Origin of the sequence: Cellulomonas edaphi (assembly GCF_030362815.1) — a bacterium.
GTDB classification, from domain to species: Bacteria; Actinomycetota; Actinomycetes; order Actinomycetales; family Cellulomonadaceae; genus Cellulomonas; species Cellulomonas edaphi.
This window is the reverse complement of the sequence record NZ_JAUCGR010000001.1, coordinates 296,464-319,575: the sequence shown is the minus strand read 5'-3', so window position 1 is coordinate 319,575 and position 23,112 is coordinate 296,464. Positions and strand designations below refer to the sequence as shown.

The 23,112-nt window shown below is 74.1% G+C and carries 20 protein-coding genes; 12 read left to right on the top strand and 8 right to left on the bottom strand.

The features are described from left to right. Positions 1–42: 42 nt before the first annotated feature. From hisC to QRT05_RS01545, 4 genes are all read left to right on the top strand, one after another. Positions 43–1,110, top strand: a complete 1,068-nt coding sequence (gene hisC / locus QRT05_RS01560) for a histidinol-phosphate transaminase (RefSeq protein ID WP_289444578.1) — start codon at positions 43–45, stop codon at positions 1,108–1,110. Between the two features lie 716 nt (positions 1,111–1,826). After that, positions 1,827–3,062: a pyruvate dehydrogenase (acetyl-transferring) E1 component subunit alpha gene (pdhA, locus tag QRT05_RS01555; protein ID WP_407650274.1), complete on the top strand. Its 1,236-nt coding sequence runs from the start codon at positions 1,827–1,829 to the stop codon at positions 3,060–3,062. Beyond that, positions 3,059–4,096: an alpha-ketoacid dehydrogenase subunit beta gene (locus QRT05_RS01550; RefSeq protein ID WP_289444576.1), complete on the top strand. Its 1,038-nt coding sequence runs from the start codon at positions 3,059–3,061 to the stop codon at positions 4,094–4,096. The genes pdhA and QRT05_RS01550 overlap by 4 nt, the downstream gene beginning before the upstream one ends. Positions 4,097–4,126: 30 nt before the next feature. After that, the gene (locus tag QRT05_RS01545; protein ID WP_289444574.1) at positions 4,127–5,578 is read left to right on the top strand and encodes a dihydrolipoamide acetyltransferase family protein; all 1,452 of its coding nucleotides are present in this window, start codon (positions 4,127–4,129) and stop codon (positions 5,576–5,578) included. A 12-nt stretch (positions 5,579–5,590) separates the two neighbouring features. On the opposite strand, the gene QRT05_RS01540 is transcribed toward QRT05_RS01545, so the two are convergent. The 3 genes from QRT05_RS01540 to QRT05_RS01530 all read right to left on the bottom strand — a co-directional run bounded on the left by QRT05_RS01540 (position 5,591) and on the right by QRT05_RS01530 (position 8,279). After that, the gene (locus tag QRT05_RS01540; RefSeq protein WP_289444572.1) at positions 5,591–5,992 is read right to left on the bottom strand and encodes a hypothetical protein; all 402 of its coding nucleotides are present in this window, start codon (positions 5,990–5,992) and stop codon (positions 5,591–5,593) included. Position 5,993: 1 nt separating this feature from the next. Next, on the bottom strand, positions 5,994–6,386 hold the full coding sequence (locus QRT05_RS01535; protein WP_289444570.1) for a QcrA and Rieske domain-containing protein: 393 nt from the start codon (positions 6,384–6,386) through the stop codon (positions 5,994–5,996). Between the two features lie 90 nt (positions 6,387–6,476). Next, positions 6,477–8,279: an MDR family MFS transporter gene (locus tag QRT05_RS01530; protein WP_289444568.1), complete on the bottom strand. Its 1,803-nt coding sequence runs from the start codon at positions 8,277–8,279 to the stop codon at positions 6,477–6,479. Positions 8,280–8,414: 135 nt separating this feature from the next. On the opposite strand from QRT05_RS01530, the gene QRT05_RS01525 reads away from it, so the two are divergent. From QRT05_RS01525 to QRT05_RS01495, 7 genes are all read left to right on the top strand, one after another. After that, positions 8,415–9,059: a hypothetical protein gene (locus QRT05_RS01525; RefSeq protein WP_289444566.1), complete on the top strand. Its 645-nt coding sequence runs from the start codon at positions 8,415–8,417 to the stop codon at positions 9,057–9,059. Between the two features lie 117 nt (positions 9,060–9,176). Further along, the gene (locus QRT05_RS01520) at positions 9,177–9,860 is read left to right on the top strand and encodes a YcnI family copper-binding membrane protein (protein WP_289444564.1); all 684 of its coding nucleotides are present in this window, start codon (positions 9,177–9,179) and stop codon (positions 9,858–9,860) included. A gap of 20 nt (positions 9,861–9,880) precedes the next feature. Next, positions 9,881–10,519 (top strand): copper resistance CopC family protein, encoded by a 639-nt coding sequence (locus tag QRT05_RS01515; protein WP_289444563.1) that lies wholly within the window; start codon positions 9,881–9,883, stop codon positions 10,517–10,519. After that, positions 10,516–12,609 (top strand): cytochrome c oxidase assembly protein, encoded by a 2,094-nt coding sequence (locus tag QRT05_RS01510; protein ID WP_326522623.1) that lies wholly within the window; start codon positions 10,516–10,518, stop codon positions 12,607–12,609. The genes QRT05_RS01515 and QRT05_RS01510 overlap by 4 nt, the downstream gene beginning before the upstream one ends. A gap of 243 nt (positions 12,610–12,852) precedes the next feature. After that, complete coding sequence (locus QRT05_RS01505) at positions 12,853–13,818, top strand: type IV toxin-antitoxin system AbiEi family antitoxin domain-containing protein (RefSeq protein ID WP_407650273.1); 966 nt, start codon at positions 12,853–12,855, stop codon at positions 13,816–13,818. A 157-nt stretch (positions 13,819–13,975) separates the two neighbouring features. Next, entirely contained in the window at positions 13,976–16,033 is a 2,058-nt protein-coding gene (locus QRT05_RS01500) for an alpha/beta fold hydrolase (protein ID WP_289444558.1), read from the top strand. Positions 16,034–16,139: 106 nt separating this feature from the next. Then, the gene (locus QRT05_RS01495; RefSeq protein ID WP_289444556.1) at positions 16,140–16,367 is read left to right on the top strand and encodes a DUF6458 family protein; all 228 of its coding nucleotides are present in this window, start codon (positions 16,140–16,142) and stop codon (positions 16,365–16,367) included. Here the strand turns inward: QRT05_RS01495 and QRT05_RS01490 are convergent. The 4 genes from QRT05_RS01490 to QRT05_RS01475 all read right to left on the bottom strand — a co-directional run bounded on the left by QRT05_RS01490 (position 16,288) and on the right by QRT05_RS01475 (position 19,502). Further along, positions 16,288–17,268 carry an anti-sigma factor gene (locus tag QRT05_RS01490; RefSeq protein WP_289444554.1) on the bottom strand — a complete coding sequence of 327 codons (981 nt, stop codon included), beginning with the start codon at positions 17,266–17,268 and terminating at the stop codon, positions 16,288–16,290. The two genes, QRT05_RS01495 and QRT05_RS01490, sit on opposite strands and share 80 nt — an antisense overlap. Then, positions 17,255–17,872, bottom strand: a complete 618-nt coding sequence (locus QRT05_RS01485; protein WP_289446087.1) for an RNA polymerase sigma factor — start codon at positions 17,870–17,872, stop codon at positions 17,255–17,257. The genes QRT05_RS01490 and QRT05_RS01485 overlap by 14 nt, the downstream gene beginning before the upstream one ends. Positions 17,873–17,985: 113 nt before the next feature. Further along, positions 17,986–18,474, bottom strand: a complete 489-nt coding sequence (locus QRT05_RS01480; RefSeq protein ID WP_289444551.1) for a class F sortase — start codon at positions 18,472–18,474, stop codon at positions 17,986–17,988. 200 nt (positions 18,475–18,674) lie between these two features. Next, positions 18,675–19,502 (bottom strand): DUF4397 domain-containing protein, encoded by an 828-nt coding sequence (locus QRT05_RS01475; protein WP_289444549.1) that lies wholly within the window; start codon positions 19,500–19,502, stop codon positions 18,675–18,677. 254 nt (positions 19,503–19,756) lie between these two features. Between QRT05_RS01475 and QRT05_RS01470 the strand changes: the two genes are divergently transcribed. Then, positions 19,757–21,175 carry a GGDEF domain-containing protein gene (locus QRT05_RS01470; protein WP_289444545.1) on the top strand — a complete coding sequence of 473 codons (1,419 nt, stop codon included), beginning with the start codon at positions 19,757–19,759 and terminating at the stop codon, positions 21,173–21,175. Between the two features lie 2 nt (positions 21,176–21,177). Here QRT05_RS01470 and QRT05_RS01465 read toward each other — a convergent pair whose 3' ends face one another. Beyond that, a complete protein-coding gene (locus QRT05_RS01465) occupies positions 21,178–23,043 on the bottom strand; it encodes an NHL domain-containing thioredoxin family protein (RefSeq protein WP_289444543.1) in 1,866 nt (621 codons plus the stop codon). Between the last annotated feature and the right edge of the window lie 69 nt (positions 23,044–23,112).

Below are 23,112 nucleotides of genomic sequence, written 5' to 3'. Positions count from 1 at the left end.
CTCAGCCCGGTGCGCGCCGGGGGCGGGTGGCATGCTGTCCGCGTGACCCGCGTCCCCCTGCGCCAGGCCCTCGCCGACCTTCCCCCGTACGTGCCGGGCGGCCGTGCACCGGTGGGGGCGGCGGCGTTCAAGCTGTCCTCGAACGAGAACCCGTACCCGCCGCTGCCGTCGGTGATGGCGGCGATCGTCGACGCGGCCGCGGACATCAACCGCTACCCGGACATGTACGCCACCGAGCTGTCTGAGGCGATCGCGGCGCGCCTCGGGGTCGGCACCGACACCATCGTCACCGGGTGCGGCTCGGTCGCCGTGCTCGGGCACGTGCTCACGGCGGTGTGCGAGGCGGGCGACGAGGTGGTGCTGCCCTGGCGCTCGTTCGAGGCGTACCCGATCGCGATCACGCTCGCGGGTGCAGTCGGCGTGCCCGTCCCCCTCGCGGCGGGCGGCCGGCTCGACCTCGCCGCGATGGCCGCAGCGGTCACGCCCCGTACGCGCGTCGTGCTGGTGTGCACCCCGAACAACCCCACCGGGCCGGCGGTGCACGCCGACGAGCTCGACGCGTTCCTCGAGGCGGTCCCGTCGGACGTGCTCGTCGTGCTCGACGAGGCCTACGTCGAGTTCGTCCGCGATCCCGACGTGCCCGACGGGCTCGCCGTGTTCGCCGACCACCCCAACGTCGTCGTGCTCCGCACCTTCTCCAAGGCCTACGGCCTCGCCGGCCTCCGGGTCGGCTATGCGGTCGCCCGGCCGCGGCTCGCCGCCGGCATCCGGGCCGCGTCGACGCCGTTCGGCGTCTCGCACCCCGCGCAGCTCGCCGCGCTCGCGTCGTTGGACGCGGCCGACGAGCTGCTCGCGCGCGTCGATCGCGTGGTCCGCCAGCGCACCCGGCTGCTCGACGGTCTGCGCGCGCAGGGCTGGGAGGTCCCGGACACGCAGGCCAACTTCGTCTGGCTCCCCTTGGGTGAGGCGTCGACGCACTTCGCCGAGCGCTCCATCCGCGCGGGCGTCGTCGTGCGGCCCTTCGCCGGTGACGGCGTGCGCGTGAGTGTGGGCGAGCCCGAGGCGATCGACCTCTTCCTCGAGATCGCCGGCGAGCACCTGTCCCGCTGACCCCGGCTCGGGCGGTGCCGCCTGGTCCACCCCGGCCCGGCCACCCACCCCGGCCCGGCCACCCGCTCCGCCCCGGCCACCCGCTCCCCGCCCCGGCCGCCGCTCCGCCCCGGCCCGGCCCGACGCAGCCCCGCCTCGCCCTGCGCCAGCCGCGAGTGCCTCCGTCGTTTCGCCGATTCCGCATCACTTCGCCGATCTGAATCGGCGTACCGATGCCGAATCGGCGAAGTGACGGGAGACCGGCCGGCCACCTCGCCTACACCGGGCCCGTCGCCCTGCCGCCCCACCTCCACTTGCGCCAGCCCCGGCCTCGCGAGTGCCCGGGTCGCTTCGCCGATTCAGCATGGCTTCGCCGATCTGAATCGGCGTTTCGGTGCGGAACCGGCGAAGTGATGGGGGAGGCCGGTCGCGGAGGCGCGGAGGCGCGGAGGCGCGGAGGCGCGGGGGCGCGGAGGCGCGGGGGCGCGGATCTGCGAGCGGTCGTCGTCGCCGTAGACCGCGCCCGCCCAAGAGCGGGCCGGCGCCCCTCCCACTCGCGGCTCGTCCGCAGCACGCCCCCGCCGGCTGTGGGAGCCCCACAAAGGTCACACCCGAGCCTTGTCGGAGGCCTTCCCGAGAAACCTACGGTTCCGTAGGCTACGGTGTCGTAGGTTCGAGTCCCCCGCTCGGACGCACCGGTGCGGCCCGCAGGCCGCGGCACGCGAAGGAGCAACCGCGTGAGCTCGAACGACACCACCGAGACGGCCGCCGACGTGGCTGCGGCGGCATCCGGCCCCCTCACCACGGACGGGCTGGTCCAGCTGCTCACCCCCGAGGGCCGACGGGTCTCGCACCCCGCCTACGACCACCTGGTCGCGCACCTCGACGCCGACGCGCTCCGCGCGATGTACCGCGACATGGTCATCGTCCGACGGTTCGACACCGAGGCGACCGCACTGCAGCGACAGGGCGAGCTGGCGCTGTTCGCGCAGGCGCTCGGCCAGGAGGGCGCGCAGATCGGCTCCGGGCACGCGCTCCTGCCGCAGGACCACGTGTTCCCCAGCTACCGGGAGCACGGCGTCGCGCACACGCGCGGCGTCGACCTCGCCGACGTGCTGCGCCTGTTCCGCGGCATCGACCACGGCGGCTGGGACCCCGTGGCGCACGGCTTCCACCTGTACACGCTCGTGATCGGCTCCCACACGCTGCACGCCACCGGCTACGCCATGGGCGTGCAGCGCGACGGCGCGGTGGGCACCGGCGACCCCACGCGCGACACCGCCGTGGTCGCGTACTTCGGCGACGGCGCGACGTCGCAGGGTGACGTGAGCGAGGCGCTCGTGTTCGCGGCGGTCAACGAGGCGCCCGTGGTGTTCTTCTGCCAGAACAACCAGTGGGCGATCTCCGAGCCCACGACGAACCAGTCCACCGTGCCGCTCGCGGACCGCGCGCCCGGCTTCGGCATCCCGTCGGTGCGCGTGGACGGCAACGACGTCCTCGCCTCCTACGCCGTCACCCAGGAGGCGCTGCAGCGCGCGCGCTCGGGCGGCGGGCCCACCTTCATCGAGGCGTTCACCTACCGCATGGGCGCCCACACCACGTCCGACGACCCGAGCCGCTACCGCAGCGCGGAGCAGGAGGACTACTGGCGGCGTCGCGACCCGATCGACCGCCTGCGCGCGTACCTCGAGAGCCTGGGCGAGCTGCCCACATCCTTCCTGGACCAGCTGGACGCGGAGGCCGACGACCTCGGCGAGCGCATCCGCACCACGGTCCGCGCGATGGGCCGTCCGTCGCCGGCATCGATGTTCGAGCACGTCTACGCGACGCCGCACTCGGTGGTGGACGCGGAGCGGGCGTGGTTCGAGGGTTACGAGTCGTCGTTCCTCGACGGGAAGCACGGCGACGGCAGGCACGGCGAGGGCGCGCACCACGCGGCCGGGCAGCAGACGAGGGACGGGAGCCACCGATGAGCACGACCACCGCAGCCGCGCCGGCCGCCGTCGAGAGCCGCCCGGAGCCGACGGGCGTGCAGCGGCTGACCTTTGCCAAGGCGATCACCCTCGGCCTTCGTCGGGCCCTGGCCGACGACCCTCGCGTGCTGCTCATGGGCGAGGACATCGGGAAGCTGGGCGGGGTCTTCCGCGTCACCGACGGGCTGCAGGCGGAGTTCGGCGCGCAGCGGGTGGTGGACACGCCGCTCGCCGAGTCGGGCATCGTCGGCACCGCGATCGGGCTGGCCATGCGCGGGTACCGGTCCGTGTGCGAGATCCAGTTCGACGGCTTCATCTTCCCGGCGTACGACCAGATCACCACCCAGCTGGCCAAGATGCACTACCGCTCGCACGGCCGGCTCACGCTGCCCGTCGTCATCCGCGTGCCCTACGGCGGCGGCATCGGCGCGGTCGAGCACCACAGCGAGTCCCCCGAGGTGCTGTTCGCCCACACGGCCGGCCTGCGGGTGGTCACGCCGTCGAGCCCGGCGCAGGCCTACGCGATGATCCAGGAGGCCGTGCGGTCTCCCGACCCGGTGCTGTTCTTCGAGCCCAAGGGCCGCTACTGGGAGAAGGGCGAGGTCGACCTGGACGCGCCCGCGGCCAACGGCCTGGACGGCGCCCGGGTGGTCCGCCCGGGCACCGACATCACCGTGGTCGCGTACGGCCCCACCGTGCAGACCGCGCTCAAGGCCGCCGACACGGCCGCGTCGGAGGGCACGAGCATCGAGGTCGTCGACCTGCGCACGCTCTCGCCGCTCGACACCGCGACGGTCGCGGAGTCCGTGCGCAAGACGGGCCGGTGCGTCGTGGTGCACGAGGCACCCGTGCTCTACGGCACGGGTGCGGAGGTGGCCGCGCGGGTGAGCGAGGAGTGCTTCTTCCACCTCGAGGCGCCCGTGCTGCGTGTCGGTGGCTTCCACACGCCCTACCCGGTGGCCAAGATCGAGCACGACTACCTGCCGAGCCTGGACCGCGTCCTCGACGCGGTGGACCGCTCGCTCGCCTTCTGACGCCCAGCACCGACCCGAGGAGTACGAGACGTGCCCACGTTCAAGCAGTTCCCGCTCCCCGACGCGGGTGAGGGGCTGACCGAGGCCGAGATCGTCGCGTGGCAGGTGGCCGTGGGAGACCGCGTCGAGGTCAACCAGACGATCGTCGAGATCGAGACGGCCAAGTCGCTCGTCGACCTGCCCAGCCCCTGGGCCGGCGTGGTGACACAGCTGCTCGTCGCCCCGGGGACGACGGTGGACGTCGGCGTGCCGATCATCGAGATCGACATCGACCCTGACGGTGCGCCCGCCGAGCCGCCCGTCGTCACCGGGTCGGTGCGGCACGTCGGTGGGTCGGAGCGGCACCGCGGCGTGGAGCCCGGCGGCGCCGACGAGATCGAGGCGGCGCGTCCTCCGGCCCCGGCCGCGGACGCTCCCCAGTCGGCACAGGCATCCGCGGCGGACGCGGAACCCGCCGGCGCCGTGCTGGTTGGCTACGGCCTGGCGGAGGGCGCCGCGGGTCGTCGTCCGCGCGGTGGCGAGACCGCCGCCGCATCGTCGGCCACCGCGCGTGCGGGCGCGCCCGTGCCCCGGAGCCCGCACGCCCTGGCCAAGCCGCCCGTGCGCAAGCTGGCCCGTGACCTGGGCGTCGACCTGGACTCCGTCACGCCGACCGGCCCCGGTGGGATCGTCACGCGCGAGGACGTGCTGGCGCTGAGCGCCCGCGCGGAGGGCCGGACGCTCGCCACGTACGCGGGGGACGACCAGCCCTGGCTCGCCTCGGGCACCGTCTCCTCCGACGGCCGCCAGACGCGCGTGCCCGTCAAGTCCGTGCGCAAGCGGACGGCCGAGGCGATGGTCGCGAGCGCCTTCTCCGCTCCGCACGTCACGGTGTTCCACACCGTCGACGTCACGCGCACCATGAAGCTCGTCGAGCGGCTGCGGGCCGACCGCGAGTTTGCCGACGTACGCGTCACGCCGCTGCTCGTCGCCGCGAAGGCGCTCATGCTGGCCATCCGTCGGCACCCGGAGATCAACGCCTCGTGGGACGAGGGCGCGCAGGAGATCGTCTACAAGCACTACATCAACCTCGGCATCGCTGCGGCGACGCCGAGGGGGCTGGTGGTGCCGAACATCAAGGACGCGCACCGACTCACGCTGCGCGAGCTGGCCGACGGGCTGGCCCAGCTCACCGCGACGGCTCGCGCCGGCAAGGTGTCGCCCGCCGACATGTCGGACGGCACGATCACGATCACCAACGTGGGCGTGTTCGGCATCGACACGGGCACCCCCATCCTCAACCCCGGCGAGGCGGCGATCCTGGCGTTCGGCGCGATCCGGGAGCAGCCGTGGGTGCACAAGGGCAAGATCAAGGTGCGTCACGTGACCCAGCTCGCGCTGAGCTTCGACCACCGCCTGGTGGACGGTGAGCTCGGTGCGCGGGTGCTGGCCGACGTGGCGCGCGTGCTGGCCGAGCCCGCGCACGGGCTGGTCTGGGGCTGAGCGCCCGCCCGGTCAGGCCACCGAGGCCGGGTGCCCGCGCTCGACGAGGAACGCCCAGACGGACAGCACGATCGCCAGCGCCTCGGCGATCGCGCACGCCCAGATCGGGAAGCCCTGCCACTGTTCGTGCACGCCCATGAAGCCCGACGACGTCGTGGACAGCAGGAACGCGCCCAGCGTCGACGCACCGAAACCGGCCGCCAGGAACAACGGGAACCAGTGGCGCCACACCAGCAGCAGCACGCCGATCACCAGCCCGGCCACGGCGTTGATCATGAACGCCGTGCCGACGCGGGTGTCCTTCATGCCGTCGGCCCACAGCTCGAGGTGGATGACGGCCGAGAGCATGACGCTCGCGGAGACGAGCGCGCGCAGCACCGCGGACGTGGCGGCGGGCCCTCGCAGCCAGGCCATCTCAGGCACCCGCGAACACGGCGTCGCCCTCGACCCGCACGTCGAAGGGCGTGAGGCCCTCCTTCGCCGGCCCGGCAAGCACCGCGCCGGTCAGGTCGAAGCGCGAGCCGTGGCAGGGGCAGTCCAGCTCGCCGTTCCCAGGCGCCACCGTGCAGCCCTGGTGGGGGCAGATCGCGGAGTAGGCCGTCACCTCGCCCGCGGTCGCCTGGACCAGCAGGATCTTCTGCCCGCCCGCCGACGCCGCGATCGCCCCGCCCACCGGGATGTCCGCCACCTTCGCGAGCGAGCCGTCGGCCGCCTGCGTCGCGGTGGGGGTGTCCGACCCGCCCCCGCAGGCCGCGAGCACCGCGACGCCCGCGGCGACCGCGGTGAACGAGCCGGTCCGCGCCAGCATCTGGCGTCGATCGATGCATCCGGTGCAGCTCTGGCCGTGCTCGTGCATCGTCGCCTCCCAGTCGGTTCCGCGCAGGGTCGTGCCTCGAACCTAGCGGCGCTCGGTGGGAGCCGCCTGTGAATCGTCGGATCCCGCCCGGGGTGATTCCTGAGCCACGAGGCTGGCGGTCGCGCCGTCAGGCGTGACCCCGGCGCCGGTGGCCCGGGCATGGTCCTCGTCCATGCGGCCCTGGATGCCGGACACGTTCCGCAGCGGCAGCTCGGGCAGCATGATCGCCAGGACGACCCCGAGCACCAGCGCGATCGCGGTGAGGATCATGACGAGGTCCACGGACTGGGCGAAGCCCTCGAGGAACGGGCGCGCCAGCCGGGCGTCGAGCCGGCCGATGAACGCGGAGTCGTCGATCGGCGGCACGGAGCCCGAGCCGTTGAGCAGGTTGAGCACGGGGGCGTTGTCGGGGTTGCCCGTCACGGCCGGGTCGGCGAGCGCCGCCCGGAACTCGGGCGCCGTGCTGAGGCGGGCGAACGCGTCCTGGATGTTCCTGCCGACCGTCGAGAAGAGGACCGACAGGAAGATCGCGGTGCCGAGCGTGCCGCCCATCTGACGGAAGAACAGGGACGACGAGGTGGCCACGCCCATGTCCCGGACGTCGACCGCGTTCTGCACCGCGAGCACGAGCGGCTGCATGGTGGTGCCCAGTCCGAGGCCGAAGATGACCGAGGCCGCGAAGATGTAGGCGAGCGGGGTGCTGGCGTCCACCTGCGAGAACGTCGCCGCGCCGATCACCATGAGCACCGTGCCGAGCACGGGGAAGATCTTGTAGCGGCCGGTGCGCGACGTCGTCTGACCGGCGATCACCGAGCCGGCCATGATGCCCACCGTGAACGGGATCAGCGTCAGCCCCGCCTGCGTGGGGGTCTGGCCCTTGACGATCTGCAGGTAGAGCGGGAGCGTCGCGAGTCCACCGAACATCCCCAGGCCGATGACCGTGTTGGCGGCCGCCCCCACCGAGAACGTGCGGTTGCGGAACAGGTGCAGGGGCAGGATCGCGTCGCCCTGCGCGCGGCGCTCGGCGAGCAGGAAGAGCACGAGCCCGACGAGCCCCACGCCGTAGCTGGCGAGCGCCCGGTCCGATCCCCAGCCCCACACCCGGCCCTGCTCGGCGACGAGCAGCAGCGGCACGAGCGTCAGCACGAGCGCGAGCGCGCCCTGCCAGTCGATGCGGTGCTCCACGCGCCGCAGGGGCGGGAGGTGCAGCACGCGCCAGATGACGAGGATCGCGACGATGCCGATCGGCACGTTGATGAGGAACACCCAGCGCCAGCCGTCGATGCCGAGGATCGTCTCGGCGCCGGCGAAGAAGCCGCCGACCACCGGGCCCAGCACCGACGACGTGCCGAACACCGCCAGGAAGTAGGCCTGGTACCGGGCGCGCTCCCGGGGTGCGACCAGGTCGCCGAGGATGGTGATGGCGAGGGCCATCAGGCCGCCGGCCCCGAGCCCCTGCAGCCCGCGGTAGGCCGCGAGCTGGTACATCGAGTCCGCGCTGCCGGACAGTGCCGAGCCGATCACGAACAGCGTGATGGCCGTCATGTACAGAGGCTTGCGCCCGTAGATGTCGGAGAGCTTGCCGTACAGCGGGGTCGAGATCGTGGCCGTCAGCAGGTACGCGGTGGTGACCCAGGCCTGGAGCGACAGCCCGTTGAGGTCGTCCCCGATGGTGCGGATGGAGGTCGCGACGATGGTCTGGTCGAGCGCGGCGAGGAACATGCCGATCATCAGGCCGCCGAGGATGGTCAGGATCTCCCGGTGCGTGGGCGGCTGGAACCCGGAGGGGTTCGACGTGCCGGCCGAGGAGGCCTCGGGTGCTGCGGGGTGCGTGCTCTGCGACATCGGACCTTCTCGACGAGGGGGGCGCTGGGAGGGCACTAGGCCGTAGTGCGTAACGCCGGCGGTCGGCAGATGTGTTCCCGAGGCATCTCGGAAAGCGCTCTCCCGCGGATCGGACAATCGGGCTACGGTGTCCCGGTGGTCACGCCGACGAGGGGAGCGCTGCGGTTCGCGCGCGCGCTCGTCGTGGCCGCGGTCGTCGTCGCTCTCGCGGCGGGCGCGCACGTGTTGGGCGGCGGGTCGCTCCCGGCCGGCACCGTCACGCTGACGCTCGGGGCTCTGGTGCTGGCGCTCTGTGCCGCCGTCACGTCGCACCGGCTCGGGATGCTGGGCTCGACGGCGCTGCTCGCGTCCGGTCAGGTGGGCCTGCACGCGGCGTTCTCGGTGTTCGAGGACGGCGGGTGCACCGCACTCGTCCCCTCGGGTGCGCACGCCCACATGGCGGGAGCCGCGCACTCCGCCTACCTCGCGACCTCGGGGTGCGGATCAGCCGCGGCGCACGCGACCTTGCTGCCCATGTTCGGTGCGTGGTCGATGATCGCCGCGCACGCGATCGCGGTCCTGGCGTGCGCCGCCGTGATCGCGGGCACCGACCGGGCCCTGATGTGGCTCGTCGCCTGGCTCGGCCGTCGGCTCGCGCCGACCGGTGTCGTCCGGCTCCCCGCCTGGGCGGAGCTGCCGGTCGCCGCCGAGGACGGCTCCTTCGAGCGCCAGACGTGGCGCGGCGTGGTGCCCCTGCGGGGCCCGCCCGCGTGGCACCGACCGGTGCCGCCCGCCCTCTAGCGGCCGAGCGGCGCCCCGACCCGCTGGAGACCTCTGCGTCCTCGGCGCGTCCTGCCACCCGCCTGGGGGTGCCCGCGCGACGGGCACGTCCGGCCCGCTCAGCCAAGGAGCTCTTGCATGTTGCGATCCGTCATGCCCCGACGACCCCTGCCCACGATCGCCGCGACGGCGCTCGTCGGCCTCGCCCTCGCCGTCCTTCCGGCCACCGCCGCCTCCGCCCACGTCCGGGTGGTCCCGGAGTCCACCGCGGCGGGCGGCTGGACCGTCCTCACGGTCCGCGTCCCCAACGAGAAGGACGCCGCGACCACCACTCAGGTGGTGCTCGACCTGCCCACCGACACCCCGCTGAGCCACGTCGGCGTGCGCCCGGTCCCCGGGTGGACCGCCGAGGTGCGCACCGCCACGCTCCCGCAGCCCGTCGAGGTGCAGGGCGCCACGATCACCGAGGCGCCCCGCCGCGTCGTGTTCACCGCCACGGGTGACGCGGCGATCGGCGCCGGGGAGTTCCAGGAGTTCGCGCTGCAGGTGGGACCACTGCCCGCCGAGGGCACGCGCCTGCTCCTCCCCGCGCACCAGACGTACAGCGACGGCACGGTGGTGGACTGGGACCAGCCGACGACCGACGGCGACGAGCCCGAGCACCCGGCGCCGGAGCTGACCGTGACCGCCGCCGACGCCGGGTCGGACGCGTCGTCGTCCGACCGTGCGGCCGTCTGGTTCGGCCTCGGCGGGTTCGCGCTCGGCGCCGCGGCCCTCGTCGTGGCCCTCGTCACGGGCCGCCGACGCCAGGTTCAGCCGTGACGTGGGGGATCCTGGGACACATGCGTCGTCGTACCGCCCCCGCCTCCGGACTCGTCGTCGGGGTCCTGCTCGCGCTCGGCGTCGCCGTGGCGCCCGCCGCTCAGGCGCACGACGAGCTGGTGGGGACAGAGCCGGCCGACGGCACGACGGTCGCCACCGTCCCCGAGAAGGTGACGCTCAGCTTCGAGGAGCCCGCCGTGGCGCTGGGCACCGCGATCGAGGTCACGTCGCCGGACGGCACCGTGGTCAGCGCGGGTGACCCCGTGCTCGTCGACACGACCGTGAGCCAGGCCGTCGAGGGCGACTCCCTGCCCGCCGGGACGTACGACGTGACCTGGCGCGTGACCTCGCAGGACGGGCACGCGGTCTCGGGGGCGTTCTCGTTCGTCGCCGCTCAGCCGACGACGGCTGAGGCGTCGCCCGCGCCGACGACGCAGGCCACGCGCGCATCGACGGACGCGCCGGTCGTCGTGCACCACGCGGCGCCGAGCCCGTCGGCGACGGCGGACCCGACGGCCGACCCGTCGACCGCGTCGGACGACGACGGGCCCGCGCCGCTCGCGGTCATCGGCGTCGGCCTGCTGATCGGGGCCGTGTTCGGCCTGCTGGGCTGGCGGCGTGCTCGTCGTCGCTCGGCCGGAGGCCCGGAGCGCCCGTGACCGACGTCCGCCGCACCGCCGACACCCGACCCGCCCGAGCCGTCGACGACCGACCAGGCGGGCCGGGTGCCGGCGCGCCCGCGAGCCCGTGGCGCGTGGCTGCGCTCGTCGTGGCGGCCGTCGTCGCGGTGGTCGCCGCCGTCGCGTTCTCCGGTGCGGCGCTCCCCCAGCTCCTGCGCGACCCCGGTGCTGCCGTGCGGTGGGGGCTGCCGGTCACCGCGACGCTCACGGAGCTGGCCGGTGCGGTCGCACTCGGTGCGCTCGTGCTCGCCGTGTGCGTGCTCCCGCGCGCAGGAGCCTCCGAGCGAGGCCGCGGGATGCGGGCCGACGGTCGCGCCTATCCGGTCAGCCTGCTGGTGGCGGGGTGGGCCGCCGGGGTATGGACCGTGGCGTGCGTGGTCAACCTGGTGCTCAAGTACGCGTCCGTGGCCGGCCGGCCCCTGGACTCGGCGTCGTTCGGCCAGGAGCTGGGCGTCTTCGTCACGCAGATCGAGCTGGGCCGCGCGCTGCTGGTCATCACCATGGTGGCCGCCGTCGTCACCGCGCTCTGCCTCGTGGTGGCGACCCCCACCGGCGCGGCATGGACCGCGGCGCTCGCGCTCGTCGCGCTGTGGGAGCAGGCGCAGCTCGGCCACGCCGCGGGCGCGGCCGGGCACGATCTGGCGACGTCCTCGATGCTGCTGCACCTGGTCGGGGCCGCGATCTGGATCGGCGCGCTGGCCGCGCTCGCGCTGCTGGTGCGGCGGGTCGGCACCGACCTGTCCGCCTCGGTGGCTCGCTACTCGGTCATCGCCGCGTGGTGCTTCGTCGCGGTCGCCGTCTCGGGCACGGTCAACGGGGTCATCCGCCTCGGGTCGTGGTCCGACCTCGGCACCGAGTGGGGGACGCTGCTCCTGGCCAAGGTGGCCCTCTTCGTCGTGCTCGGGGTGCTCGGCCTGGCCCACCGGCGCGCCGTCATCCCGCGCCTGGACGGTGGAGCCGCCGAGCGGGCTGGCACGGCGCTGTTCTGGCGGCTGGTGGTCGTCGAGCTCGCCGTGATGGGGGCCGTGTCCGGGGTCGCCGTCGCGCTCGGCTCGACGGCGCCGCCCGTGCCGGAGGTCCCGCCCGCCGACCCGACGCCCGCCTACCGGCTCACCGGCCACGCTCTGCCGCCCGAGCCGACCCTCGCGCGCTGGTTCACCGAGTGGCGCTGGGACCTGGTGCTCGCGGCCGCGGCGGTGTCGGGGCTCGTCGTGTACTGGCGCTGGGTGCTCCGCCTGCGCCGCCGGGGCGACTCCTGGCCGTGGGCGCGCGCCGCGTCCTGGACGGTCGGCATGGCGCTGTTCTTCTGGGTCACCTCGGGCGGCGCGTCGACGTACGGGCACGTGCTCTTCAGCGCTCACATGGTCCAGCACATGATCCTGGCGATGGTGATCCCGCTGTTCCTGGCGCTCTCCGCGCCGATCACCCTGGCGCTGCGCGCGCTCCCCGTGCGGACGACGATGCTGCGCGGCGACGACTCGCGCGGACCGCGCGAGTGGATCCTGGTGATGGTCAACAGCCACGTGGGCCGGTTCCTCGCGAACCCGATCGTCGCGGCCGTGAACTTCGTCGGCTCGATGCTGGTGTTCTACTACTCGGGCCTGTTCGAGTGGGCGCTGCGGTCCTCGGTCGGCCACCTGGCGATGGTCGTGCACTTCTCGCTGGCCGGGTACCTGTTCGTGAACGCGATGATCGGCATCGACCCCGGTCCGAAGCGGCCGCCCTACCCGCAGCGGCTGCTGCTGCTGTTCGCGACGATGGCGTTCCACGCCTTCTTCGGCGTGACCCTGGTGGGGGGCGACTCGCTGCTGGTCGCCGACTGGTTCGGCCTCATGGGCCGTCCCTGGGGCGCGTCCGCGATCGCCGATCAGCAGGCCGGCGGCGCGGTGACCTGGGGGATCGGCGAGATCCCGACCCTGGTCATGGCGGTCGCGGTCGCCGTCGCCTGGTCCCGCGACGACGAGCGCGCCGCCCGCCGCCGCGACCGGCGCGTGGACCGGGAGGGCGACCTGGAGCTGGACGACTACAACGCGATGCTCGCCCGCCTCTCGGACCAGGACCCCAAGTAACCCAGCCGGGCCCCGGGCCGCCGCCCCGCGGCCCCGCGAACCGGTGGTTGTCCACGGTTGCGGGTGGTCAACCGCGGAAAACGACGGGTTCGCCCGCGCTCGAGCGCCCGAACCTGTGGTTGTCCACGGTTGCGGGTCATGAGCCGCGGACAACGACGGGATCGGCCGTGCTTGACCCGGTTGTCGGTCCGGGGCTGGGGACAACGGGCTACCGACGTCGGCGATCTTCGGTGAGATGGCCGTGTGCCTCGGGGAGTGGTCGTGCCGCCCAGTCTCGTCGCGGTCGCTGCGCGGCAGCTCGGACTCGTGTCCTCCGCGCAGTGTGACGATCACGGCGTCGCCGACGGGCCACGGACCCGACTGCTTCGCGCGGGCCGATGGACGCGCCCGACGCGAGGCGTCTACGACACGGAACCGATGAGTGATCATGACCGTCCGCCCGACGACCGACGACGGCGGGCCGCGTGGCTCGGGATGCTCGCCTACGGCCCGCGCGCGATCCCGGTGGGTGCGTGCGCCCTGGCGCTGCACGGCGTCGCCGGCCTGCCCGCCCGGATCGCACCGGAGATCGCACTGCCCGGCGGGTCGGCGGTTCGACCCCGCGACGGGATCCGCGTGCGGCACTACGACGACTTCGTGACCACCCGGCTGGGTGGGCGGCTCGTCGCGGCCTTCGACGACGCCCTCGTCCAGGCCCTGCCCGAGCTGAGGCGGACGCCTGCGGTCGCGGTGCTCGACAACGCGTTGAACCGTGGGCTGGTCGACGACGAGCGCCTGGCTGTCGTGCGGGCGGCGATGCGTGGGCGGCGCGGGGCAGCCGGGGTCGACGCGTGGTGGCACCTCGTCGACGGGCGCGCGGAGTCGCCGCTCGAGTCCGACGCGCGGCTCCGCTGCATCGACGCCGGGATCGGACCGCACGAGCTCCAGGTCGAGGTCTCCGACGGCGCCGGCCGGTTCCTCGCGCGCGGAGACATGGGGTGGCGGTTGCGCGGTGGACGGTGGTTGCTCGTCGAGATCGACGGTCGGGAGGTGCACGACGCTCCGAGCGCCCTCTACGCGGATCGGACCCGCCAGAACAGGCTGCTCGCCACGGGCCGGATCGACCTCCTCCGCTTCACCGCGCGCGACCTGGGCTCGTACGCGGCGTTCATCGCGCCGATCCGCGCCCACCTCGCGGCCGACGCGGCGGCCGACCGGCGGCGAGCCTGACGTTCTCCACGGTTCGAGGCCGTCGAGCGTGGACAACCCCGGTTTGACACCCGGCGGTCGCGGGGGCGGGGGGCCGGGGGCGGGGCGAGGGTCGGCGAGGTGGACCAGGAGGGCAGAGGCTGGGCGGGAGGGGTGGTGGGCGTGATAGGACGGGGTGGTGACTGATGCCGCCACGCCGTTCCACGACCTCGAGCAGTACGTCGCCATCCCTCGGTTGTCGGGGCTGAAGCTGTCACCCGACGGCACGCGGCTCGTCACCGCGGTGGCCACGCTGGACGCCAAGTCCACCAAGTACGTGACCGCCCTCTGGGAGGTTGACCCGACCGGCGAGAAGCCGGCCCGGCGGCTGACCCGGTCGGCCAAGGGCGAGGCCAGCGCCGCGTTCACGCCCGCGGGCGACCTGCTGTTCACCAGCGCGCGCCCGGACCCCGACGCCAAGGAGCAGGACGACGAGCCCGCCCCGGCGCTGTGGCTGCTGCCCGCCGACGGTGCGGAGGCGCGCGTGGTCGCGCAGCGCACCGCGGGGCTGGGCGGCGTGAAGGTGGCCCGCGACGCCGGGACGCTGGTGGTGGGCTCGGACGTGCTGCGCTCGGCCACCGACCCCGAGCACGACGAGAAGCTGCGCACCGCCCGCAAGGAGAAGAAGGTCGCCGCGATCCTGCACGACGGCTACCCCGTACGGTACTGGGACCACGACCTGGGCCCGGACCAGCCGCACCTGTTCACCTCCGACGTGCCGCAGTCGGTCACGTCGCCGCTCGCGGCGGCCCGCGACCCGCGGCTGGAGCTCAAGGACGCCACGCCGGACGCGCGCAGCGCTCTCGTCGAGCAGGGCTACGCCATCAGCCCCGACGGCGCGACGGTCGTCGCCGGGTGGGGGGTGCCCGGTGCGGGCGGCGACCTGCGCGCGCAGCTGGTCGCCATCGACGTGGCCTCGGGTGAGCGCCGGGTTCTCGTCGACGATGCCGGCGCGGACGTCGGTGGCCCCGAGATCAGCCCGGACGGGCAGTGGGTGGCGTTCTGGCGCGAGACGATCTCGACCCCGTTCCAGTCCCCGGTGGTCCGGGTGTGCGTGGTGCCGCTCGCCGGCGGGGACGCCCGGGTGGTCGCCGACGGCTGGGACCGTTGGCCCACGGGGTTCGTGTGGCTGCCGGACAGCCGTGGACTGCTGGTCACGGCCGACGACGACGGCCGCAGCCCGCTGTTCCGCGTGGACCTGGCCTCCGACGAGGTCACGCGCGTGACCGCCGACGACGCCGCCTTCACGGACGTGCAGGTCAGCGCGGACGGCAGCACCGCGTTCGCGATCCGGGCCTCCTACGAGGCTCCCGCGCACCCCGTGCGCATCGACCTGAGCACCGGGACGACGACCGCGCTGCGCAGCCCGGTCGAGACCCCGGCCCTGCCCGGCCGGCTCACCGAGGTGGAGACGACCGCCGAGGACGGCCGCCGCGTCCGCGCGTGGCTGGCCCTGCCCGAGGGGACCGACAAGGCGCCGCTGCTCCTGTGGATCCACGGCGGTCCGCTCGGCTCGTGGAACGCCTGGTCGTGGCGGTGGAACCCGTGGCTGCTGGTGGCGCAGGGCTACGCCGTGCTGCTCCCGGACCCCGCGCTGTCCACCGGCTACGGCCAGGAGTTCGTGCAGGTGGGCTGGGGGTCGTGGGGAGCCGCGCCCTACACCGACCTCGTGGCGATCACGGACGCCGTCGTCGCGCGCGACGACATCGACGAGACCCGCACGGCCGCCATGGGTGGTTCGTTCGGCGGCTACATGGCCAACTGGGTGGCGGGCCACACGGACCGGTTCCGCGCCATCGTGACGCACGCGAGCCTGTGGGCACTGGACCAGTTCGGCCCGACGACGGACGCCGCCTTCTACTGGGCCCGCGAGATGACCGACGAGATGGCGCTCGAGAACTCGCCGCACCGGTTCGTCGACAAGATCGTGACCCCGATGCTCGTGGTGCACGGCGACAAGGACTACCGGGTGCCGATCGGCGAGGGACTGCGCCTCTGGTACGAGCTGCTCTCGGCGAGCGGCTCGCCGGCCGGCGAGGACGGTCGCTCGCAGCACCGCTTCCTGTACTTCCCCGACGAGAACCACTGGGTGCTCAGCCCCCAGCACGCGATCGTGTGGTACCAGGTGGTGACGGCGTTCCTGGCGCAGCACGTGCTGGGCGACGGCGACGCGGCGTACCCCGACATCCTGGGCTGATCGGGCGACCCCGCGCTCCTCCGGGTGCGAGGAGCGCGAGGTCGCGCCAGGCTCGTCGGGAGCCGGCGCACCCCCCAGCGCAGGCACCGACCGAAGGAGAGTCCCCATGGGAATCGGTGGCGGCATCGCCCTCATCGTCATCGGCGCCATCCTGTCGTTCGCCGTGAAGGACGCGGTGGACGGCGTGAACCTGGTGATGATCGGTTACATCTGCATGGGAGCCGGCCTGCTGGCGCTCATCTTGTCGATCGCCCTCAACACCCAGCGCACCAACACGACGCACCGCGAGGTCGTCGAGCGCCGCGACGTCCCGCCCGCGCCCCCGCAGGTCTGAGGCACAGGCCTGACGCGCAGGCCTGACGCGCAGGTTCGAGGCACCGAGCCTCAGGTCGTGCTGGTCGTGGGGGGCGCCGCGCTCCGGCGCGCTGGGCGCCCCGCACGATCGAGTCGCCCGAGTGGGCAGGATCGCCGTCGAACTGCTCCTGCGAGACGTCGACCACCGAGAACTCGCTGAGGTCCAGCCCGGCGGGAAGCTCGAACCGGCCCGAGGCGCCCTCGAGCGTCCCGACGGCCACCAGCCCGCTGACGTCGGGCCGCAGGAGCCACACCTCGCGGAATCCCGCGGGAGCAGTCTGCTCGTTCACGTCGACCACCAGCACGCGGGTCCCGTCGCGGCGCGTCTCGACCGTGGCCGAACCGTCCGCGTCCCAGCCGGGCAGAGGCTCCAGCGTGGCGGTGGCGACCACCGACTTCACGCGGTCGCCCTGGGTCAGGGCCCAGGCCGCACCGGCCCCGCCCACGATGATGCCCACGACGGCCGCCGCCGCCGCCCAGGCCCACGCACGCGGTCGGCGACCCCCGGCACGGCGGGGAGCCAGCGGCACGACGACGTCCGGCGCCTCGTCCGGCAACGGCTGGACCGAGCGCTCGGGCGCAGCCTCGGCCGAGTGCTCGGGCGCAGCCTCGACCGCCCGCTCCGGCGCGGCGGTGCCCGATCCCGACGCGGGTGCGAGATCGAGCTCGGCGGCGACGCGCTCCCACACCTGCGGACCCGGCGAGACCAGCTCGGCGTCACCCGCCCGGGCCACCGCGACCACGTCGGCCAGCACGGCGATCTCGTCGGCGCACAGCTCGCACTGCTGGACGTGGGCGCGGTCGGCCGTCGTCCCGGCCTCCTCGCCCAGCGCGAGGAGGGCGAGCACGTCCTCGTCCACGTGGAACTCATCCAACGGCACCGTCCACCTCCCATCGGTTGCGCAGCCGAGCGAGACTACGCCGCACATGGCTCTTCACGGTGCCCAGCGGCAGGCCGAGCCGGTCGGCGATCTGGTCGTGCGTGAGGTCCTCGTAGAACGCGAGCCGCAGGATGGTGCGCTGCGGGTCGCCGAGGCGCGCCAGCTCGTCGGCGACGAGCACCTGGTCGACCACCCGGTCGTCGGCGGCGGGCAGCTGCTCTCCGCGCGGCTCGGTGGCCGCGAGCAGCCGCCGCTCACGCGCGCGGCGCTCGTGCGCGTCGGCGACGGCGTGCCGGGTGATCCCGATCAGCCACGCCGGGAGTCGCGAGCGCGTGGGGTCGAAGCGGTGCCGTCCGCGCCACGCGTCGACGAACACCTGCTGGGTGACCTCCTCGGCGTCCTGGACGGTGCCGAGCGATCGCAGCGCGATGGTGTGCACGAGCGCCGACCAGCGGCGGTACGCCTCGCGGATGGCGAGCTCGTCACCCGCGGCGAACGCGGCGCCGAGCTCCTCGACACCCTCGCCGTCGGGGTCGAGCCGGTGCCGGTGCGGCGCCGGCTCCTGAGGGCGTGCGGGAGCGTCCGACCGCTCAGGGTCGCTCACGCTCACCCAGCCCTCCTCGTCCGTCGTCCGTGCCGAGATGACCCCACCTGTCCCACCCGTCCCCGCCGAGCGCGGGATGGCGGGCTCCAGCACCGCGACCGCCGCAGCCATGGCTACGCACCTGTCGGTTCGGCGACGACGACGACGTTGTCTGCATAGTGCCTGATCTCAGGCTGCCATGCTCCCCCGCAGGTGACCAGCACCAGCCGGGGATCGCCCTCGCGCGCGAACCACTGGTCGACGGGGGCCTCGTCCTTCGGGATCTTGCGCACGGACACCACGCGGTACCGGTGCGTGGCACCGTCCTTCGACTCGACGACCACCGAGGCGCCCGTGCGGACGTCCCGGAGCCGAGAGAAGGGCCCGATGCCCGTGACCCACGAGTCCACGTGGGCGGCGATCACCGTGTTGCCGGGCGCACCCGGCGCGGGACCGAACCGGTACCAGCCCGCATCGGTGGCCCGCGGCGGGATGTCCATGGTGCCGTCGTCGGCCACCCCGACCGGCACCACCGGCATGCGCAGGTCCAGGCTGGCCACGGTGAGCCGGGCAGGTGGGCTGCCCGGGATCGCGACGGGCGCGGGCGCGGTCGCGTCGCGCACGGGCACCCGCGCCGGCACCGGCGCTGGAGGCGGCGCCGGTGCCGGTGCGGGGTCCCCGCCGCCGGGAGCGGACGGGGCTGGCGCCGACGACACCACCGGCTCGGGCTCCTGCGCGTTGCTCGGGGTGCACGCTGCAAGGAGGCCGACGAGGAGCGCGACAGCCAGCGCGCCGCTCGTGCGGTGGTGTCGTCGTGCCATGGTCAGCGGCCCGCGTCGGCGCGCCGGCGGTTGACGACGGCCAGCGAGACCACGCCGAGCGCACCGAGCGCGTACGGCCACACCGGCGTGGTACCCGAGTCGGAGACGAGGCCCACCTGGCCGGCCTGCACGCCCGACGGGTTGCCGTGCAGGCCGTCGATCACCTGCGTGGCCAGCGCCAACGTGGAGGGGTCGGCGGTGGCGTCGCCCCAGGCGTAAAGGATCGTGTTGGTGCCCTCGGCGACGTCCACGTCGGCCGGGCCCAGCAGCGCGGGCTCGGTGGTCCCGGTGGCGACGACGCTCGCCGAGACGGTCCCTGCCGGCAGGTCGAGCACCTTCTCGTCGGGGTTCTCGAGGTTGGAGATGACCGCGTCGCTGCCCGCGAGCACGTCGACGCCGGGGGCGGCCGCGACGTGCCGCACGGTGATGCGGCCCTCGCCGGGCGCCGTGGTCGACGTGTCGTTGGTGAACAGCGTCGCCGTGGGGTCGCCGGAGCCGTCGAGGTGGGCGACGGCGGTGTAGTTCTTGCCCGCGGCGAGCTCGAGATCGACGGGCCCGATGGCCGGGTCGCTGTCGTCCTTCGCGTCGGACGCCGTGATCGCGACCGTGTAGGTGCCCGCGGCCAGGTCGAGGGGGCCGGCCAGCTTGCCGGGCTGGAAGTCGTCGAGCGTGAGCTTGCCGTTGACGTACACGTCCACGGTGAGACCGGGGACGCCGTGCAGGACGGAGAGCTTCGCGTCGTCCGCGGCCGACGCCGGTCCGGCGGTGGCGGCGACGGCGGCAAGGGCGAGGCTCGCGGCGGCAGTGCCGGCGAGAAGTCGTGCGCGCATGGTGCGTCCTTCCTTCGGGGCAGCGCCCGGATGGCTGCTGACACCACCTCTTCCGTGCGAGGGCCGCGGTTGGATGCAGCCGGATGCAGTCGGATGCAGCGCGTGGGATCCACCTGCGACAAGACACCCCCGGGTGACACGCCCGAGCCCGCGGCAGGGTGGAATCCGGTCGCCGACCACGCGGATGGGTGATTGGCCGGGTTCGCGCCCCGGAACGTGTCGTGGAACCCGTCCGCAGGCGCGATGATGGCCCGGTGACTCGACGAGCGGCGGCATCGCCTGGCGCGCGGGCGGGACGACGGTCCGCCGCGGCCGTCGTCGGCGCCCGCGGCCTCGCGCTCGCTGCGCACCGCCTGGACCGGTGCCGCACGCTCGAGGACGTCCAGCAGGTGACCACCCGGATGGGCGTCGACGTGCTCGGTGCGACGCGGGTGGCGTTCTGCCGCATCGAGCAGGACACGTGCCGCATCCTGGAGATCACGCCCCAGCCGACCGACCCCCGGCTGCTGTGGATGGTCCGCTCGTCCTACCGGGCCGACGAGCGCCCCGCCCTGCGCGCGCTCATCAGCGACCGCGCCAGCTGGGTGGCCCACGCCGTCGACATCGAGGGTGTGCCCGTCGCCGACGGTGACGAGGAGGCGGGCGACGCCGTCGAGGTCGCGACGCTCAAGGAGATGTCCGCGGGCTCCGCGCTCGCCGCGCCCATCATCGTCAACGGCACGGTCTGGGGGCAGCTGTACGCGATCCGGGCTCTCGACGCCGGCCTGTTCTCCCTGGACGACGTCGCGCGCGCCGAGGTGCTCGCCGCGCTCGCGGCCGGGGCCGTGGCCCGCGTGGACCTCGAGGCGCAGGTCCGGCACCTGGTCGCGGACGACCCGCTCACGGGCCTGGCCAACCGTCGGGTCGCGGACGCGGTCGCGGAGGCCGCGCTCGAGTCGGGCGACGAGACCTGCATCGTGATGTGCGACGTCGACGGCCTCAAGCGGGTCAACGACCAGATGGGCCACGACGCCGGCGACGACCTGCTGCGCAGCGTGGGCGACGTGCTGCGCCGCGTCGCGGACGCGTTGCCCGGCACCACCGCCGCCCGCATCGGCGGCGACGAGTTCGCGCTCGTGACCGTCGGCCGCAAGCGGTCCGAGGTCGCCGAGACGATGTCGACCACGCTCGCCATGTACCCCCTCCCGCACGGCGCCGCGATCTCCTACGGCGTCGCCTCCACGGCGGTGTCCGGGCCCGTGTCCGCACGCCAGCTGTTCCGCCGCGCCGACGTCGAGCAGTACCGCGCCAAGCGCGCGCGGGCCCGCCGGCTCAAGGTCGCGACGCCGACGGCCGACCCGGCCGTGACGGCCGAGCGCGTCGTGGTCGTCGGCTCGGCCGCGATCGCCGCGGCGCAGTCCGGCGTGGTGCCGCGGCTGTGTGCGCTCGCGGCGGCGGTGACGGAGACGATGGGCGGCTCGGCCTGGGCGGTGCTGATGAAGCGCGGCGAGGAGAGCTCGGCGATCGCACGCGGCGGGAGCCCCTCGGACCTCGACCGGGAGCAGTCCACCACCACGTTGGAGCACGGCCCGTGGCTGGTCGAGATCGGCGTCTCGTCGACCGCCGCGGCGGGAGGCGTCGTGCGGTCCGCGCTCGACGCGCTCACGGCCGTCGCCGTGATGGGCGCGAGCTGACCTCAGCCGTGCAGCGGTAGGGACAGGCTCGCGGCCGCACCGGCCACGACCCGCACGGGCACGCCCCAGTCCTGCGCGTTGAGGTGGCACGCCGGGTACTCGACCGCAGGGTCGTCGTCGCAGCTGGCGGCGTGCGCGGTCACGTGGAGCACCCCCTCGGGCACCTCCGGGTTGAGCCGGAGCGCGCGCTCGAGCGGGACGCCGTCGCCGGCACCGTCGAGCAGCAGCTCCGGCGGGGTCGAGGAGACCTGCAGGCGGGTCGAGGGGCCGTAGCGGTCGTCGTACTTCTGGCCGGATGCGGGCGTGAAGACCACGTCGAGCGCGACCTCGCCGGGAGCGAGCTCGGTCACGGGCCGCTGCGTGCGGTGCGCGCCGCCGTCCACGTGCTCGCCCGTGGCGAGCGCGATGCGGGTGATGCGGTGGGCAGCCGACTCGACCACCAGCAGGCCGTCGGGCAGCACGACGAAGCCGCTCGGCTCGGCGAGGCCCGACGCGATCGTCGTGACCTCCCCGTCCGCGTAGCGCCGGACCGCGCCGTTGTAGGTGTCCGCGACCACGACCGACCCGTCACCGAGCACCGCGACGCCGAGCGGGTGCTGCATCCGGGCCTCGGCCGCCGGGCCGTCGCGGTGGCCGAAGTCGAACAGTCCCTCACCCACGGCGGTGTGCACGGTGAGGGTGGCGGGCTCCAGCCAGCGCAGCGCGGAGGTCTCGGAGTCTGCGATCCAGACGCGTCCGTCGGGGCCGACCGCGAGGCCGGACGGCTGCGCGAACCAGGCGTCGCGGGAGGGCCCGTCCAGCAGGCCCTCGTTCATGGTGCCGCCGATGCGCGACAGCGAGCCCTCCGTGCCGTCGAAGGCCCACAGCGTGTGGTTGCCGGCCATCGCGACGACGAACGCCCCGAGCTCCTGCGACCACGCGACGTCCCACGGCGAGGAGAGCTTGAGGTCGCGCGCCGCCGCCGTGTCCGCGTCGGGCTGGCCGGCGGGCCGCTCCCAGCCGACGACGTTGTCCGCCGCGCCCACCATGTACTGCGCGCCGGTACCGGCCACCGTGGTGACCTGGCCGTCGGTCAGTCGCACGCCGCGCAGCACGTGGTTGACCGTGTCGGCGACCAGCACGTCGTAGCCGAGCCACGCGCGCAGCTCGTCGGGCACCAGGCACACGCCGTTGGGCTCGTGGAAGCGCGCCACGTCGGGCATGCCGTCCACCAGCCCGCGCTCGCCCGAGCCGATGCGACGCACCAGCGTCTCGCCGTCGGGGGCGAGCTCCGCGAGCGAGTGGTGGCCCGCGTCCGCCACCAGGAGGTTGCCGTTCGGGAGCGCGACCGCCTTGGCGGGGAACCGCAGCGTCCCGGCGGTCGGCTCAGGCGCCACGTAGGGCCCGTCGCCCCGGTGCAGCGTGCCCTTGGCATCGTGCTCGGCGACGAGCTCCTCGACGAGGATCTCGACGTTGCGCCGGTGGCCCTCGCCCGCCATCTGCGCGACCACGTAGCCCTCGGGGTCGATCACGACGAGCGTGGGCCAGGCCCGTGCGGTGTACGCGGACCAGGTGACCAGCTGCGGGTCGTCGAGCACGGGGTGGTGCACCTCGTACCGCTCGACGGCCGCCGCGAGCGCGACGGGGTCGGCCTCGTGCACGAACTTCGGCGAGTGCACGCCCACGATCACCAGGACGTCGCGGTACTCCTCCTCGAGCGCGCGCAGCTCGTCGAGGACGTGCAAGCAGTTGACGCAGCAGAACGTCCAGAAGTCGAGGACGACGATCTTGCCGCGCAGGTCGGCCAGGGTGACGTCGCGGCCGCCGGTGTTGAGCCACCCTCGGCCCACCAGCTCGGACGCCCGGACGCGGGGAAGACGAGAGGTCACCGCCTCATTGTCGCAAGCCAGCGGCCCCGGAACGCGACCCGAGCGGGTGTCCGATGTGTCACCATCCGA